Below are 16,439 nucleotides of genomic sequence, written 5' to 3'. Positions count from 1 at the left end.
GCATACACTACTTTCTAAGGATATGGATATTGATGAATGTCTTTTTGCAAGGCGTGCTGCTTGGGATTAGCCTAATTGTCGTCATCGGTGCGCAAAATGCCTTCGTGCTGCGCCAAGCCCTAGCGCGCAAACATATCCTTAGCGTGATTTGCGTGTGTCTGGTGTGCGATATTGTGGTGATGGGCTTTAGCGTCTTTGGTATCGGTGGGGCGATTAGTCAGGGGAGTGTGTGGTTTTTCCTGCTTGGGGTGTGTGGGGTAGGGTTTTTGCTCTACTATGCTGCTAGCTCGTTTATGATGGCTTATACACTCCTGCGTGCGCATAAGCTTCACCAAGATATAGAATCTAAAAATATCGCTACCACGCGTGCTAAAGCTATCACAATGACCCTAGCCCTAACGCTACTAAATCCAAACTTCTACATTGATACTTTTATCATCATCGGCGGGGTGAGTGCGAGCTTAGATTCTAGCGCGAAGGGGGTGTTTTTCCTAGGGCTTATTGGGGTGTCGTTTGTGTGGTATTTTGGCGTGGGGTATGGGGCTAGGGTGTTTTCTAGCTTTTTTCAAAGCCCTAGGGCGTGGGCGGCACTAGAGTGCTTCACAGGCTGCATAATGTGCGCTTTATGCTATGGGCTAGGGACTATGCTGTATGCGACATATATGGAGATGTGATGAATCACGCTAACTTGCAGGAGTTGCTAGATTCTGCCTATTATGCGCATAATCGCATAGGGGCGATTAGCGAGCGCAATCTAGACCCATTGCTTGTTGTCTATGAAAACTCTACAAGAGAAAATCTCTCTGCTATCGCGCTTGTTTGCGCACTTTTTGCTTATGGGAATGTGGGGGCTATTGTGGGGTTTTTGCGGAAGCTAGATTTTAGCTTGCTTGGTGGGGATTCGGTCTTGGGTAGTCAAGGGCGCGTTGGCTTTTTGGCTAAAAATGGCGATTCTAAAGAAACATCGGCTAACGCCGAGCGGTATCCCTTGTTTTGCTGCGGTGAGTCTGCGCTCATTACCACTCAAGGTAAATCCCAAGTCTGCCCTTGCAAAGCCCCATTTTTAGCTCAAAAATCCTGCCGCGAGCAGACAGAGCTAGAATCCAAAAACTTAGATTCTAGCCTTTCCCCGTCATTGCGAGGCGATACAATCGCCCAAGCTTTCCACACAAATGCACGAAAGCTAGAATCTAGTATTGAAGAAATGGATTGCCTCGCCTTGCCTAGCGACAAGGCTCGCAATGACGATAAAAAAGTGGATTCTAGGGTAAAAGCAGGAGTTTTAGCCACGCCGCAGGCGGAAGTAGATTTTAGCGCAAGCGTAGGTTCTAGCGTAAGCCACAACGATTCTAAGCATTGCCTACCCAAGACTGAATTGCCAAGATTAGAAAATATTTTGCACACCACCTTCCCCTACTACCGCTTCCAGACTAGCGACGATGTAAAACTACTCTTCGCAAGCCTAGCGTGCATTATCGCTCAAGGCGGACTAGAATCTAGCTTTTCACGCAAAGCACCCCCGCTTGCTGTCATTAGTGCCATAAGCCAAGCTATTTGCTCTCACGCAAGTAGGATTCTAGCTAGCCCTTTATACGCGCCATTTTTTAGCCACGATTATTGCGCTAGATTTTTGGCTAGCAAGCAGTTTTCCCAAGGCTTTAGCTTCCTTGTAGGCTTCTCGCCTAGCTCACCGCTAAAGCGGTGGAATATGTTTCTGCGCTGGCTTACGCGTAAAGACCACATTGATCTAGGGCTATGGCAGGATCTTTTATCGCCTAGTGATTTGCTCCTTCCGCTTGATACCCACACCTTGCGCATAAGCCGCGCACTCACACTCTTGCAGCGCAAAAGCTATGATAGAAAAGCTGTGCTAGAAGTGAGTGCAGCTCTTAAACGATTTTGCGCGCACGACCCTATCCGCTATGATTTCGCGCTCTATCGCATAGGGCAAAGTGGTGCTTGGCTAAAGCAATTAGAGAGCTAGCTTGATGGAGTGGCTTGCAGCACGCATAAAGCGCAAAACATTGTATAATGCTACCTTTGCTTAAAGCCCTAGAAGGAGTGTGCTATGGTGGATTATGGGATCAAGTATTGGTCAAATGATGATTTTATCATCGAAGATGGGCTAGTGAAAGTTAATTATCAGCATAAGCCTTCCTTGCTTGAGATTGTGCAAGACATTAGAGAGAGGGGCTATAAAGGACCCTTGCTTGTGCGCTTTCCACACTTAATCCACAAGCAAGTGCGTCAGCTTTTTAGCGCGTTTGAAACTGCCATTGATGAATACCACTATACAGGCTCTTTTAAGGCTGTTTTCCCCCTTAAGGTCAATCAAATGCCAAACTTCGTGCTGCCGCTTATGGAGTGCGTGCAAGGGCTGTGCTATGGGCTAGAGGCAGGCAGCAAATCCGAGCTTATTGTCGCTATGGCTTATACGAATAAAAACGCTCCCATAACGGTTAATGGCTTTAAAGATAGGGAGATGATTTCTCTAGGCTTTATCGCGGCAAAGATGGGGCATGACATTACCCTAACCATCGAAGGGCTCAATGAGCTAGAATCTATCATTGAAGTAGCAAAGGAGCTTGGCGCGCCTTATCCTAACATCGGCTTGCGCATTAGGCTGCATAGCACAGGCACGGGTGTGTGGGGCAAGTCTGGCGGGATCAATGCAAAATTTGGGCTTACTTCTACGGAGCTTTTAGAAGCGATCCGCCGCCTTGAAGACTCCAAGCTCCTAGCGCAATTTACAATGATTCACTTCCACATAGGTAGTCAAATCAGCGATATTTCTCCACTTAAAAAAGCTCTGCGAGAAGTGGGCAATATCTATGCAGAGCTGCGCAAAATGGGGGCAAAAAACCTAACTTGTGTCAATATCGGTGGCGGACTAGCAGTAGAATACACCCAACACGAAGGCGAAAATAATCGCAACTACACACTAAGCGAGTTTAGCGGCGATGTCGTATTCTCGCTTAAAGAAATCGTGCGAAACAAGCAAGAAAAAGAGCCAGATATTTTCATAGAATCCGGTCGCTTTGTCTCGGCAAACCACGCTGTTTTGGTCGCGCCTGTGCTAGAGCTCTTTAGCCAAGAGTATGATGAAAAAGCCCTGCGCTTGAAAGAGAGCAACCCACCGCTAATCGCCGAAATGCTCGATCTCTACCAAAGCCTAAGTGAAAAAAATGCCATTGAATATTTGCACGATAGTCTCGATCATATGGAGTCGCTCTTAACGCTCTTTGATCTAGGCTATATTGATTTAACCGATCGCTCAAACACTGAAATCCTTGTGCATTTAATCATCAAAAAAGTCATAAAACTCCTAAAGCACAAAAACCACAATGACATTATTAGAATCCAAGAGCAAGTCCAAGAGCGGTATTTGCTTAATTGCAGCTTTTTCCAAAGCCTGCCAGATTATTGGGGGCTTGGGCAAAACTTCCCTGTAATGCCCCTAGATAGGCTTAACCGCCGCCCCACTAGAAGTGCGAGTCTGTGGGATATTACTTGTGATAGCGATGGCGAGATCGCCTTTGATGCCAAAAAGCCCTTATATCTGCACGATGTCGATGTGATGAGTGAAGAGTATTTCCTAGGATTTTTCTTAGTGGGGGCGTATCAAGAGGTGCTAGGTATGCGGCATAATCTCTTCACCCACCCCACAGAGTTTAGCGTGGTGTTTGATGATGATTTAAACAAAGGCTATGAGATAGAAAACCTGCTTGAAGCGCAAAATATCCTTGATGTGCTCGATGATTTGGACTATGACACCAAAGAAATTGAGCGGATTTTGAAGCAGCGCATTGATGATTCTAGCATTAGCGATGAGGACAAAAAGGAAGTGTTAGGTATGCTGTATGTAATGCTTAGCGAAAATGGCTATTTGCGCACGATTACTAAAGATCTGCAATAGCCCAAGGAGTAGCTATGCACTCAATGAGTCTTTTTGCACTTTTGCGGGAGGATTTCTCCACACCAGCGCGCAAAGACCCCGCGCTAAAATCTAAAATCGAGCTGTTTTTCAACTATCCGGGTGTGGTGGCGTTGGTGCATTATCGGCTAGCACATAGCTTATATAAGCGAGATTTTAAGGTGCTAGCGCGGATTATTATGGGCTTTGCGCAGTTTATGACAAATATCGACATCCACCCAGCGGCGCAAATTGGGCGGCGTGTGTTTATCGACCACGGCATAGGTGTAGTCATTGGCGAGACTGCAATCATCGGCGATGATGTAACGATCTATCAAGGTGTGAGCCTAGGGGGGGTAAGCCTAGCGCGGGAGAAACGCCACCCCACGCTAGAATCTGGCGTAGTTGTAGGAGCTGGGGCAAAAATCTTAGGTGATATTACCATCGGTGCAAATGCCAAAATCGGCGCGAATTCTGTCGTCATCAAAGATGTGCCAAGAGAATGCACAGCAGTGGGCATACCAGCGCGCATTCTCACACCCAAGCTAGAATCTACTAAGCTAGAATCTAATCAAGCTAGAGAGTCTGTCTGCCTTGCCCAAAGCAGTGGGACAAGCACCCCGCTACCTGATATAAATAGGCAGGCGTTTTTGTATCTTTTAGAGCGCATAGAGATTATGGAGAAGCAAGCGCGTGTGGCGGATATGGATTGCCAAGACAATGGATCGGTAAAAGCGCAAGAGTCTATACAAGAGCTAAAAACACGCCTTGATGAGCGGTATGGAGAGTATATCCAAGCCTTGCGAAGCGATGTGGAGTAGGGTATAGATTCTACAAGCAGTTATTGTTGAGTATATATTGTTACAAAATTTATGTGTATTAGACTAACTAAACTTGATAGTATCGCTATAAAGTTTCACTATATTTATCAATTTGCTGCTATAATTGCCAAAATTTTTACAAAGGATACACAATGGGAAAGAAAATGACCTTCCAAACAGAAATCAAACAACTCCTAGATCTAATGATCCACTCACTCTACTCTAATAAGGAGATTTTCTTGCGTGAGCTTGTTAGCAACGCTTCTGACGCGCTCGATAAGCTAAATTATCTCACTATTAGTGATGATGAGTTTAAAAGCATAGCTTTTGAGCCGCGCATTGATATTTCATTTGATGAAAAAAAGGGCGTGCTAACAATAGCGGATTCTGGTATTGGTATGAGTGAGCAAGAGCTTATTGAAAATCTAGGCACAATCGCAAAATCCGGCACAAAAAGCTTCCTTAATGCCCTAAGTGGAGATAAGAAAAAAGACTCCGCGCTTATTGGGCAGTTTGGCGTGGGATTCTACTCGGCTTTTATGGTGGCGCAAAAGGTTGTAGTAACGACCAAAAAAGCCGCACAAGAGCAAGCCTTTAGCTGGGTGAGTGATGCAAGCGGGGAGTATGAGATCACTGAATGTAAGAAAGAATCGCACGGCACGCAAATCGCACTCTACTTGAAAGATGATGAGAAGCACTTCGCAAGCCGCTGGGAGATAGAATCCATTATCAAAAAATACTCCGATCACATTGGCTTCCCTATTTTTCTGCATTATGAGGAGACAAAATACGCCACAGAAGAAGAGAAAAAAGAGGGCAAAAAAGATGAAGTGCTGCAGAAATGCGAGCAGCTAAACACTGCCAAAGCATTGTGGAAAATCCCCAAAAACGAGCTAAAAGAGCAGGATTATAAAGAGTTTTACAAAGGCTTTGCCCACGATAATAGCGAGCCTTTGAGCTATGTGCATACAAAAGTTGAGGGCAATTTGGAATACACCACACTCTTTTTTATCCCCTCTGTCGCGCCATTTGATCTCTACCGCGTGGATTATCGCTCTGGTGTGAAGCTCTATGTTAAGCGCGTGTTTATCACCGATGATGACAAAGAGCTTTTGCCCCAGTATTTGCGCTTTGTGCGTGGGGTGATTGATAGCGAAGATTTGCCACTTAATGTAAGTCGTGAGATTTTGCAGCAAAATAAGATTCTAGCTAATATTAAATCCGCTTCTACGAAGAAGATTTTAAGCGAGATTGAAAAGCTCTCCAAAGATAGCGAGAAATACAAGAGCTTCTATGAGCAGTTTGGCAGAGTGCTAAAAGAGGGGCTATATAGTGATTATGAAAACAAGGAGAAAATTTTAGAGCTTTTGCGCTTTGATTCTAGTAAGGCAGAGAGTGTGAGTCTCAAGGCTTATAAGCAAGCAATGCCAAAAGAGCAAAAAAGCATTTACTACATCATCGGCGAGAACAAAGAGCTGCTAAAAGCATCGCCATTATTAGAGAAATATGCAAAGCTTGGCTTTGAAGTGCTGCTACTAAGCGATGAGGTCGATAGCTTTGTAATGCCAAGTGTGGGTGAGTATGATAAAACTCCGCTAAAAGATGCTGCAAGCAAAGAGGCGTTACAAGAGCTTGGTGAAGAAAATATCGATGAGGCGACAAGTAAGAAGTTTGAGCCTATTGTGCAGGCGTTCAAAGATGCCTTGGGCGATGAGATTAAAGGCGTGGAGCTAAGTGCTACTCTAAGCTCACCTATCGCACTTATCGGCGAGGAACATAATGCGATGATGGCAAATCTTATGCGCCAGATGGGGCAGGAGCTGCCAAAGGGCAAAAAAAGCGTGCAAATCAATGTCAATCACAGCATTTTTGACAAGCTTGCAAAAGTGGATTCTACTAAGGCTAAGGAAATCGCACACTTGCTCTATGATAGTGCTAGGCTGCTAGAATCTGGTGTGCTTGATAATGCTAAGGACTTTAGCCACCGCCTACACGCGCTTATTGATGAGAGTTTGAAGTAATCTTAGATAGCAATGGCTAATTTTTGCAAGCAGATTCTATCTAGTGCGTTTTCTAGTAGCTACAATGCCAAGATGTTTGTGCTATTTCTTGGCTATTTGCTTGCATTTTGCGCAATGCTACCAAGTGCCCTAGAGGTAATTCACCATTATGACACTTTGCCTGCTGATCACGCACTAGAATCTAGGTGGTCGCAGTATTTTTACTTGATTTTTCTGCCATTTATTGGGCTTACTGCACTCTATATAGAGAATTTTATAGGCATTTTGGTGCTGTTTTTCGCGCTTATACTTAGCGATAGGCTAAAGATTTTCCAGCATTATGCGCTGCTGTATTTACTCTATTTGCTTTGTGCGTATTTTAGCGTGGAGTATGGCTCGCTTATGCCCGGATTCTACTCCAATATACTGGGGGCATTAGATATGATCGCTCACCATAACTATGCTTTGCTTTTTGCATTTTATAGTAGGGGGATTGTGTGGGTGTTTCTTGCTCTAGCGGTGTTTGATGTAGCTTTTTATCGCATTAAGTGCATAAAGACTCCGCGCTTAGTGCGTGAGAACCTAATCTTTGCCTTGCTGCTCTATGTCGTGGTATTTGGGATTTATAGCTATGATAGCAAGAGCTTAGTGCTGTATTAAAGGAGAGAGATATGAGAGTGCTTTGGGTGCTGCTATTTGGGCTTATGTGTAGCGTGCTAAATGCTAGTGAGAGCTTGCTTGGTGTGAGTGCATATACACTCGCTAAGGTGGGGCGATTTGAAGTGGAATCTATGCAGCTTGGCGAGTATGAGATCATTGTGCCTTATGAAGTAGAAAACGCGTTTTTGAGCTTTGCTGGATCGCAGGTAAATGGCATTGTAGGCTGCAATAGCTTCTTTGCCTCCTATCAGGCGCAAGGTGGGGGCAAGGTGCTTGTGGTAGGGGCTGGAGGCTTGAGTAGAAAAATGTGTGCCAGCAGCATAGAATCCAACATCGAAGCTATTTTTGCGAAGAATTTTTATGGGCGATTTATCGTGCAGGGTAGTGATGAGCTAATAGAGCTTGTGGGTGATAATGGATTCCGCATTAGGCTTGTGCCTTCACTAAGCCTTGAGCCATAGCTGTAGGCGCGTGGCTTTAGGCTTGAAGCCTAGCGACAAACCCTCGGTCAAGCCCGGCTAAGTCTTTGTAAAATTGTGCATTATAGCCGCTAGATTCTAGCACTTTTGCTAGGTGTAGCCTTTGATCATAGCCTATTTCGCACGCAAGGTATGGGACTTTCTGCGCACTACACTTAGCGATTAGGCTCTCAAGTATTTCACTCCCCCTAATCCCGCCAAAAAGCGCGCTACTAGGCTCATAAGTGAGTGGCTTATCTATGGGGTAAGTGCTAGCGATATAGGGCGGATTAGAGACAACCATATCCGCCTTGTCGCTTGTGTCAAAAAGCGTAGTGTGCTTGAGTGTAATGCGCTCTTGCAAGCCAAAATACTCAATATTGCGTGCAGCAGTTTTTAGGGCTTCAGGGCTAATATCTGTGGCAATGATTGAGATATGCGGGAGTGCGCGCGCTATGGCTATACTCAGCGCACCAGAGCCGACTCCCACTTCAATAAGCGTTAAATGCGGGCGTTGATCGTGGCTTAGAATCTCGCATACCTTTTGCACAAGGATCTCACTCTCTGGGCGTGGGATTAGCACACTAGAATCCACAAATAACTCAAAGTCTAAAAAGCTTGCCCTATGTGTTAGATACTCTATCGGGCAGCCCTGCGCTCTTGCTTCAATAAGGGAGAAAAATCGCCCCAACTCCCTAGAATCCACTTTTTGCTTATCGTGGGTATGCAGCCATACGCGCTCTTTTTCTAACACAAAGCTTAGCAGAATCTCCGCTTCTAAGCGCGCCCTAGTGATGAAGTGGCAGCCTGCTAGCGTGGTCGCAGCGTGCTTTAGGGCAGAGTCTATGCTTAAGCCCATTATGCTTGCTTGAGTTTATCAAGAGCTCTTAGCCGATCTAAAAGTGGCGGGTGAGTATAGTGGAAAAACACATAAACAGGGTGGGAGTGGGGGAAAGTTTTGTTCTCATTAACAAGGCGCACGAGTGCTTCTCTCAAGCAGTGCGCACTTGTGAGCTGCGCGCTATAAGCATCAGCGCGGTATTCAGCCTTGCGACTAAAATAGCCAATAAGTGGCATCACCCAAAACGACACAATGGGCGCGATAAGGAGCAGTATCGTAAGCGATGTGGCGTGGTTGTTTTGCAAGCCCAATGCGGCAAAAAATGTAGCGGGCAAATTCCCAGCGACAAAAAATAGCGCGAAGAGCACTATGCCAGAGAGCAAAAGATTTACCAAAATATCCTTGTGTTTAAAATGCCCAAGCTCGTGTGCTAGGATTGTAAGCAAGCCTTCAGAGCTTACTTTCTCTAAAAGCGTGTCAAAGAGCACCACGCGCTTCGCACTTCCTAAGCCGCCAAAATATGCATTAAGCCTGCCATCTCTCCTGCTTGCATCCATCACAAAAATCCCATTTGCCCTAAAGCCAGCTTTGCTCATAAGATCTTGGATTTTTTCTTGGAGATTTTGGTTATTAAGGGGAGTGAAAGTGTTAAAAATAGGCGCGATTAGCGTGGGGTATAGGGCATTGATTAGCACCACAAGCAAAAACACTACGCCAAATCCAGCCAGCCACCAATACGCATAATCCATAATGACAAGCAGCAGCCATAGCACTAAGAATCCAAACACCGCTATGAGTGCGAAGCTCTTTAGTGTGTCGATGAGAAAGATCTGCCAAGTTACATTAGAGAATCCATAGGCTTTATCTAGTCGTAGCTGCTTATAGGCACTAAATGGAAGCTGTAAAAATGCGTTGATTAGCACAAATCCTAGCACAAAGATGATAAAGCCTAGTGCTGCTTCTTCTGCCAAAAAGTCCTGCCACCTAGCAAGTGCGAAGCTCACCCACGCAATAAACACAAGTGCTTCAAAAATATGACTAATGATCGATAAGCGCAAGTTTGCCAAAGAGTAGTCCGCAGAGATTGCATAGTCTTTGGGCTGGAGTATTACAGCTTGCTTTTTGGCAAAGGTTTTGATATGAGAGATTTGCAGCATATCAATCACAATACTAGGAATGGTTAAAAAAAACACATAACACAGACAAAACATCAGCATATTTTCATATCCCTTTCATACAAACGCTGGTAGCAGATTGCTAATGGTAGGCATTGTAAAACAAAAATTTAAATCTAAAAATAATAACTTTGTAAGGGGTTTTTGTATAGGATTGCAAGCATAATCATAGGCGATACAAGCGCATACGCGTATAGTTAAGGATTGAATGATGTCAAATACAAAATACATATTTGTTACAGGTGGGGTGTTAAGCTCCTTGGGCAAGGGGATTTCATCTTCATCGCTAGCGACACTGCTAAAGCAAAGTGGCTATAAGGTCAATATCCTAAAAATCGATCCATACATTAACATCGATCCGGGCACGATGAGTCCCCTAGAGCACGGAGAAGTATTTGTAACAGCTGATGGCGCAGAAACAGACTTGGATATAGGGCATTATGAGCGATTTTTAAACACAAGCCTTAGCAAGGGTAATAACTTCACCACAGGGCAGGTCTATCTCTCTGTCATAGAAAATGAGCGTAAAGGCAATTATTTGGGCAAGACGATCCAAGTCGTCCCACATATTGTCGATGAGATCAAAAGTCGCATAAAAGCCGTGGGCAAGGGGTATGACTTTTTAGTCATCGAGCTAGGTGGCACGGTGGGGGACATTGAGGGGCTGCCATTCTTAGAGGCTATGCGCCAGCTTAAGCACGAGCTGCCAAACACACAGGTGCTAAGTATCCATGTAACGCTTATTCCGCTCATTAGAGCAGCAGGCGAGCTAAAGACCAAGCCCACGCAGCACTCTGTCCAAGAGCTACGGCGCATAGGGATCACACCGCAAATCATCATCGCTAGGTCTGAAAAGCCTTTAAGCAAGGATTTGAAAAAAAAGCTTGCGATGAGCTGCGATGTAGCCGATGATAGCGTGATAGAAGCTCTTGATGCCAAGAGTATCTACCAATGCCCACTTAATTTTCTAAAAGAAGGGATTTTGACGCCTATTGCTAGGCATTTTGCTCTAGAATCCATTAAGCCAGATATGAGCGAGTGGGATATGCTGGTAAAAAAGATCATCTCCCCAAAAGATGAGATTACAATCGCCTTTGTAGGGAAGTATCTCCACCTAAAAGAGTCCTATAAATCTCTAACCGAAGCTCTAATCCACGCAGGGGCAAATATCGATACACGCGTGTGTATTAAGTGGATTGATAGTCAAGCCCTAGAGCATACACAGGGCGCGGAGCTAAGTGATGTTGATGGGATTTTGATACCCGGAGGCTTTGGCAGCCGTGGTATATGGGGGAAGATTTTAGCGATCCGCTATGCTAGGGAGCATAAAGTGCCATTTTTGGGGATATGCTTGGGTATGCAGCTAAGTATTATTGAGTTTGCGCGCAATGTGCTAGGCATAGAAAAGGCGGATTCTACGGAGTTTGCCCCTGATACTTCTCACCCATTTATTTACTTGATTGAAGACTTCATCGATCAGTGTGGTAAGTCTCAAGTGCGCACTATCAAGTCCCCTATGGGCGGGACTATGCGGCTTGGTGAGTATGAGTGTGTGCTGCGCCCACAAAGCAAGATCGCTGCAGCTTATAACCACGCAAAGGTAGTCAAAGAGCGTCATCGCCACCGCTACGAGGCTAACCCAGCCTACCGAGCCTTGCTAGAAGAAAATGGTATGCAAATAAGCGGCGAGTCCAAAAGCGGGCTAATTGAAGCTATCGAGCTAGAGAAGCACCCATTTTTCATCGGCGTGCAGTTCCACCCAGAGTTCACCTCTCGTCTGCAAGCACCAAATCCCATCATCTTAGCCTTTGTAAAAAAGATCCTAGAATCTAAGGGCGCGACACAAAAGAGCCGATAATGTCTCAACAAACACACAAGACATTGAGCAAAGATGAGATTTACGCTCTTTTGCATAATCGCACCAAGCAGTGGGACTTCCCCACGCTATCGAGTCTCCCACACCCATATCAGCTAAAGTCCTGCGAGCAAGCCTGCCACTTCCTAGCGCGAAAAATGCGTGAGAATCCTAAGATTCTAGTTGTGGGGGATTATGATGTCGATGGGGTGATCGCAAGTGTGGTTATGATGAAGTTTTTCGCTCTAGTTGGGTATGAGCATATTAGCTATGTGATCCCAAGTCGCTTTAGCGATGGCTATGGCGTGTCAAAAGCGATCATTGAAGCCAATCCAAGCGATATAGTCATCACCGTGGATAATGGCATAACCGCCTATGAAGCAGCTACTTACTGCAAGCAGCAAGGGATCACGCTTATCATTACTGATCACCATATCCCCAAAGAGAGCTTGCCTGAAGCATCTTTCATCATCAATCCCCAGCAAAAAGACTGCACCTTCCCGCAAAAGGAGATTTGTGGCGCGCTTGTGGCGTGGTATTTTTGCGCGGGGTTAAAGATCGCTCTAGGAGCTAGCATATCGCTTGCGCCGCTCTTAGAGCTTGTAATGCTAGCAACTATTGCTGATATGATGCCGCTTACTCAAATCAATAAATGTATCGTGCTCTATGGGCTAAAGCAGCTGCCCACTTCGCAAATCCCAGCCTTGCAAAAGCTCAAATCCCACCTAAAGACGCGCTATATCACTGCTACGGATATTTCTTTTTCACTTACTCCACTGCTTAATGCTGCTGGGCGTATGGGGGAAGGGCGCATAGCAAGTGAGTTTTTGCTTTTAGATTCTAGTAGCTTCTCATCTGCGCAAGATGAGCGCGCGCATTTTTCCCAAGCGCGCAGTCTTGCTAGCGCGCTTGATTCTGGGCTGCAAGCATTAGTAGCACTCAATCAAGCTCGCAAAGATACGGCAAAATCCGTCCTAGAATCTGCAAAGGCTTCTGCCATTGTGTATGAAAATGCCGTGATCGCGCGCGGAGATGATTGGCACGAGGGCGTGCTAGGCATTGTCGCTGCGCAAATGGCAAGCCTTTATAAGCGACCAGCCTTTGTGCTCTCGCGCACCAAAGAGCCGGGGCTAGAATCTATGCTAAAGGGAAGTGCTAGATCATTTGGCGAAGTGGATTTGATGAGTATGCTGCTTGGGGCTAGTGAGATTCTAGGGGAGTTTGGCGGGCATAGCAAGGCAGCTGGGCTTAGTGTGGAGACTGCTAGCTTTGATGAGCTGTGCGCGTATTTGGATAGCCTTAGCACACTGCCTAAGTGCCAAGCTACGCAAGAAGAGCTAGGGGCTTTGCTCATTGATGTAAGCGATATTGATGAAGAGCTTTTCGCACTACTGCAGGGCTTTGAGCCTTATGGACAGGGGAATCCTAAGCCAACTCTCCAAGCTCGGCTACAAATCCGCCAGATCCAGCCCATTAAACAGCATAGGAAATTTAGCTTTTTTGGCACGGATATTGGGGGGATTTACTTTTTTTGCGAGCAGGAATTTGAGATAAAAGAGTGGATTCTAGCGAGCTTTACTATGCAGATGGATTCATATAGTGGGAAGCCTATGATGGTGCTGCAAGAAGTGGAGAGCCTGTGTTAATGGATTCGGTTTTGGGTAGTCGAGGGCGCGTTGGCTTTTGGGCTAAAAATGGCGATTGCTGCGGCGATTCTGCGGTTACATACGCTCTAGTATGCGCCCTTGAATCGCCTTGCAAAACAAGGGATACCGCTCGCCGTAGGCGATGTTTCTTTAGTAAAGCCCCATTTTTATCTCAAAAATCCTGTCGCGAGCAAACTGCTCTAAAAAATTCGCAAATCCTAGAATCCCAAATAGAGAGTAAAAAACAACAAGCCTACCGCGAGCAGATAGGGCTAGAATCTAAAAGGCTAGATTCTAGCACCGCCCAGAATCTAAAGCCAGCTAAGCCAAGTTGCCTAAAGATACAAAGCATACAAAGTGGATTAGATGCTAGTTTCTAAAGCAGATTTGCAGCTAGTAAGTAGCCTTGATTTAGATGATTTTCTCACACATTTTAGCACCTATCTAGCCCGCCCTAAACCCATTTATTTACAAGGAGATAAGAATCTCTACCATACAATGCTGCGCGAGATGGATTCTATGTCTCTGCCAGCTTTGCCAGCACTTCACGACTTCTCTCACGCGTTTTTGCTTTTGCAAAAGCGTGGCACTCTAAGCTTGCAGGATATTTGGGGGTTTGCTAGAGAGCTGGAGTTTTTCATCTCGCTGCAAAATGCCCTAGCACCACTCCCAGAGTCCAAGCTCCACGCCCTTGTGGCAAAGATCACTATCCCCGCTCACTTGCTTGAAGCACTTTGTATTTTTGATGAAAAAGGCGAGATAGAAGCAGGGCGGTTTGTGCATATTGATAACTTGCGCGCGCAGCTCTCCAGCACGCAAAGCTCCATCAAGCAAACCCTTAACGCCCTGCTAGCAAGAGAGAATCTAGCCCCCTATCTTGTCGATAAGCAAATCCACCTACTCTATGATGTGCAAACCCTTTTGCTAAAGGCTGGCTACTCGCGCGTGCTCAAAGGCTCTGTGCTTGAGCGCACGCAAGGAGGCTTCTTCTATGTGCTGCCAAATGAGATTGCTAGATTCTACGATAAGCTCCAAGAGCTACGCGATCTCTATGCACTAGAGATCCAAAAGCTCTGCGCCACGCTTAGCGAGACAATGCTAGGGGAGCTTAGGTTCTTGCGGTTTTTGGATAGGCAGTTTGATTTGGTGGATTTGCTTTGTGCTAGGGTTGGGTTTGCTAAAGATCTAGGGCTAGAGTTTGTCGCCACAAAGGATTCGGCTTTGGGTGAGCATTCCGCAGATTTTGGGGGTTTGGAGACAACCGCAGACCTCAAGTCTAGCTCTGCCCCCAAACCCCCAAAAAACTACGAAAGCCCCACCGCAATTCCTAGAATCCTAGAAAAAGAAAAAGGGGCTGAGTGTGAAAAATCCTGCCGCGAGCAGACGGAGCTAGAATCCACTTTTGAAAAAATGGATTCTAGGGATTGCGATCTGTCATTGCGAGACACTGCGGAAGCAGTGGCGTGGCAATCCACAAAAGAATCCACGCAAGTGGATTCTAGGGAAAACACCCAAAATGTAGAAAACTCCGCAAAGGATTCTAGGATTTGCGATGAGAAATTGGGGTTTTTCGAGCCGCGCAAGGAGATAAGACTTGGTTGTCTATCGACGAAGCGCGGCGATGAAACCCCCGATTTATCGCGCAAAGCCGAATCCTCTAGTAAAACCATAATCCTAAATAACTTCTGCCACCCTATTTTGAAAAACCCTAAACCCATAAGCCTTACCTTTGACAAAGGCTTATTATTACTTACAGGAGTCAATGCCGGGGGCAAGACAATGCTGCTTAAATCAATCTTAAGCGCAGCCTTTTTAGCCAAGCTTTTGCTACCTATGAAAATCAACCCCCACGCAAGTAAAATCCCCTACTTCAAGCATATCTATGCCATTATCTCTAACCCACAAAACCCCAAAGATGATATAAGCACCTTTGCAGGCAGGGTGCTGGAGTTTAGCCAGCAGCTAGATAAAGAGGACTTGCTCCTAGGCATTGATGAAATCGAGCTAGGCACTGATGCTGATGAGGCTGCTAGCTTGTATAAGGTGCTTTTAGAGCTTTTGCTTGATAGACACTCTAAGCTTGTGGTAACCACCCACCACAAACGCCTAGCCGCCCTTATGGCGAAAGACCCTAGGATCCAGCTAGCAGCAGCGATGTTTGATGTGGAAAAATCAAGCGCGACTTATACATTTTTGCACGGCAGCATTGGGAAGAGCTATGCCTTTGAGATCGCGCAGAAATTTGGCATACCAAAGCATATTATCGCGCGAGCTAAGGAGCACTATGGCAGTGATAAAGAGCGATTAAACACCCTTATAGAGCATAGTAGCAACCTTAGCCTAGAGCTAGAATCTAAAGCGCAAGAGCTGCAAAAGCGTATCCAAAAAGCGCGCAACGCCAAGGAGGCTTATAGTGAGAAAATCGATGCGCTAGAGCGAGCATACAAGGCAAGGGAGCTAGAGCTAGAATCTACTTATAACAAAGCCTTGCAAGCCCTAAAAGCGCAGGCAAACACGCAAAAAGACATACACAGGAATCTAAACCAAGCGCACGAGATTTTGCGCCATAAGCCTAAGCTAGATTCTAGTGTGAAGCAAAGCCAAGTGCGCAAGGAGTTTAAGGCTGGAGATTTGGCGCGCTATGGGGAGCAGAGTGTGCGCATTGTGCGCACGCAAAAGGAGCATTGTGTAATAGAGCTAGATTCTGGTATGCGCCTAAAGGTAGAAAAAAGCGCGCTTGCTCCACTCTCAAAAGCTCTTGCAAGCACCCTTATAAATGCGCGCAATGCTGCTAAAACGACTTTATCTTACACGCCTAAGGCGCATATCAAGCTTGACTTACATGGCTTGCGTGCAGAAGAAGCATTAGAAAAGCTTGGCGATTTTATTAGCGATAGCTTAATTGCTGGGTTTGATGAGGTGCTAATCTACCACGGCATTGGCACAGGGGTGCTATCTGCTGTGGTAAAAGACTTTTTACAAAATCACCCCAAAGTCGTGTCTTTTAGCGATGCGCCACCAAATATGGGTGGCTATGGCGCGAAGCTAGTTAGGCTATGAGTAGGCTTAC

General features: G+C 45.8%; 13 protein-coding genes. 11 read left to right on the top strand and 2 right to left on the bottom strand.

The genetic code is table 11. The features are described 5' to 3' along the window. The first annotated feature begins 32 nt into the window (after window positions 1–32). The 7 genes from F4V45_RS00340 to F4V45_RS00305 all read left to right on the top strand — a co-directional run bounded on the left by F4V45_RS00340 (window position 33) and on the right by F4V45_RS00305 (window position 7,855). Entirely contained in the window at window positions 33–674 is a 642-nt protein-coding gene (locus F4V45_RS00340; RefSeq protein ID WP_246144966.1) for a LysE/ArgO family amino acid transporter, read from the top strand. Then, window positions 674–1,984 (top strand): TIGR02757 family protein, encoded by a 1,311-nt coding sequence (locus F4V45_RS09635; protein ID WP_246144958.1) that lies wholly within the window; start codon window positions 674–676, stop codon window positions 1,982–1,984. The genes F4V45_RS00340 and F4V45_RS09635 overlap by 1 nt, the downstream gene beginning before the upstream one ends. An 84-nt stretch (window positions 1,985–2,068) precedes the next feature. Continuing rightward, on the top strand, window positions 2,069–3,916 hold the full coding sequence (gene speA, locus F4V45_RS00325) for an arginine decarboxylase (RefSeq protein WP_150336552.1): 1,848 nt from the start codon (window positions 2,069–2,071) through the stop codon (window positions 3,914–3,916). A gap of 23 nt (window positions 3,917–3,939) precedes the next feature. Further along, entirely contained in the window at window positions 3,940–4,734 is a 795-nt protein-coding gene (gene cysE / locus F4V45_RS00320) for a serine O-acetyltransferase (RefSeq protein WP_150336551.1), read from the top strand. A 152-nt stretch (window positions 4,735–4,886) separates the two neighbouring features. After that, window positions 4,887–6,755, top strand: a complete 1,869-nt coding sequence (gene htpG / locus F4V45_RS00315) for a molecular chaperone HtpG (protein ID WP_150336550.1) — start codon at window positions 4,887–4,889, stop codon at window positions 6,753–6,755. A gap of 12 nt (window positions 6,756–6,767) precedes the next feature. Beyond that, complete coding sequence (locus F4V45_RS00310; protein WP_150336549.1) at window positions 6,768–7,394, top strand: hypothetical protein; 627 nt, start codon at window positions 6,768–6,770, stop codon at window positions 7,392–7,394. 11 nt (window positions 7,395–7,405) lie between these two features. Continuing rightward, a complete protein-coding gene (locus tag F4V45_RS00305; protein ID WP_150336548.1) occupies window positions 7,406–7,855 on the top strand; it encodes an META domain-containing protein in 450 nt (149 codons plus the stop codon). Between the two features lie 16 nt (window positions 7,856–7,871). Here the strand turns inward: F4V45_RS00305 and prmC are convergent, their stop codons facing one another. After that, window positions 7,872–8,711: a peptide chain release factor N(5)-glutamine methyltransferase gene (gene prmC / locus F4V45_RS00300; protein WP_150336547.1), complete on the bottom strand. Its 840-nt coding sequence runs from the start codon at window positions 8,709–8,711 to the stop codon at window positions 7,872–7,874. Further along, a complete protein-coding gene (locus F4V45_RS00295) occupies window positions 8,711–9,910 on the bottom strand; it encodes a M48 family metallopeptidase (RefSeq protein WP_150336546.1) in 1,200 nt (399 codons plus the stop codon). Before F4V45_RS00295 ends, prmC begins: the two co-directional genes overlap by 1 nt. Window positions 9,911–10,079: 169 nt before the next feature. Here F4V45_RS00295 and pyrG point away from each other — a divergent pair, with 169 nt between their 5' ends. The 4 genes from pyrG to F4V45_RS00275 are packed head-to-tail and all read left to right on the top strand — an operon-like array spanning window position 10,080 to window position 16,429. Then, window positions 10,080–11,726, top strand: a complete 1,647-nt coding sequence (gene pyrG / locus F4V45_RS00290; RefSeq protein ID WP_150336668.1) for a glutamine hydrolyzing CTP synthase — start codon at window positions 10,080–10,082, stop codon at window positions 11,724–11,726. Continuing rightward, window positions 11,726–13,369 carry a single-stranded-DNA-specific exonuclease RecJ gene (recJ, locus tag F4V45_RS00285; RefSeq protein WP_150336545.1) on the top strand — a complete coding sequence of 548 codons (1,644 nt, stop codon included), beginning with the start codon at window positions 11,726–11,728 and terminating at the stop codon, window positions 13,367–13,369. Before pyrG ends, recJ begins: the two co-directional genes overlap by 1 nt. An 11-nt stretch (window positions 13,370–13,380) precedes the next feature. Next, entirely contained in the window at window positions 13,381–13,749 is a 369-nt protein-coding gene (locus F4V45_RS00280) for a hypothetical protein (protein ID WP_150336544.1), read from the top strand. Beyond that, window positions 13,736–16,429 carry a Smr/MutS family protein gene (locus F4V45_RS00275; protein WP_150336543.1) on the top strand — a complete coding sequence of 898 codons (2,694 nt, stop codon included), beginning with the start codon at window positions 13,736–13,738 and terminating at the stop codon, window positions 16,427–16,429. Before F4V45_RS00280 ends, F4V45_RS00275 begins: the two co-directional genes overlap by 14 nt. The last annotated feature ends 10 nt before the right edge of the window (window positions 16,430–16,439 follow it).

Origin of the sequence: Helicobacter canis (assembly GCF_008693005.1) — a bacterium.
Classification (GTDB): domain Bacteria; phylum Campylobacterota; class Campylobacteria; order Campylobacterales; family Helicobacteraceae; genus Helicobacter_B; species Helicobacter_B canis.
The sequence above is the reverse complement of the archived record's forward strand: the minus strand, read 5'-3'. Positions and strand labels throughout refer to the sequence as shown.

What these genes read in the sequence shown, in the direction of transcription:
- F4V45_RS00340 (WP_246144966.1), top strand. Translation starts at nt 33, where the DNA reads ATGAATGTCTTTTTGCAAGGCGTGCTGCTTGGGATTAGCCTAATTGTC.
- cysE (WP_150336551.1), top strand. Translation starts at nt 3,940, where the DNA reads ATGAGTCTTTTTGCACTTTTGCGGGAGGATTTCTCCACACCAGCGCGC.
- F4V45_RS00305 (WP_150336548.1), top strand. Translation starts at nt 7,406, where the DNA reads ATGAGAGTGCTTTGGGTGCTGCTATTTGGGCTTATGTGTAGCGTGCTA.
- F4V45_RS00310 (WP_150336549.1), top strand. Translation starts at nt 6,768, where the DNA reads ATGGCTAATTTTTGCAAGCAGATTCTATCTAGTGCGTTTTCTAGTAGC.
- prmC (WP_150336547.1), bottom strand. Translation starts at nt 8,711, where the DNA reads ATGGGCTTAAGCATAGACTCTGCCCTAAAGCACGCTGCGACCACGCTA.
- recJ (WP_150336545.1), top strand. Translation starts at nt 11,726, where the DNA reads ATGTCTCAACAAACACACAAGACATTGAGCAAAGATGAGATTTACGCT.
- F4V45_RS09635 (WP_246144958.1), top strand. Translation starts at nt 674, where the DNA reads ATGAATCACGCTAACTTGCAGGAGTTGCTAGATTCTGCCTATTATGCG.
- speA (WP_150336552.1), top strand. Translation starts at nt 2,069, where the DNA reads ATGGTGGATTATGGGATCAAGTATTGGTCAAATGATGATTTTATCATC.
- htpG (WP_150336550.1), top strand. Translation starts at nt 4,887, where the DNA reads ATGGGAAAGAAAATGACCTTCCAAACAGAAATCAAACAACTCCTAGAT.
- F4V45_RS00275 (WP_150336543.1), top strand. Translation starts at nt 13,736, where the DNA reads ATGCTAGTTTCTAAAGCAGATTTGCAGCTAGTAAGTAGCCTTGATTTA.
- pyrG (WP_150336668.1), top strand. Translation starts at nt 10,080, where the DNA reads ATGTCAAATACAAAATACATATTTGTTACAGGTGGGGTGTTAAGCTCC.
- F4V45_RS00295 (WP_150336546.1), bottom strand. Translation starts at nt 9,910, where the DNA reads ATGCTGATGTTTTGTCTGTGTTATGTGTTTTTTTTAACCATTCCTAGT.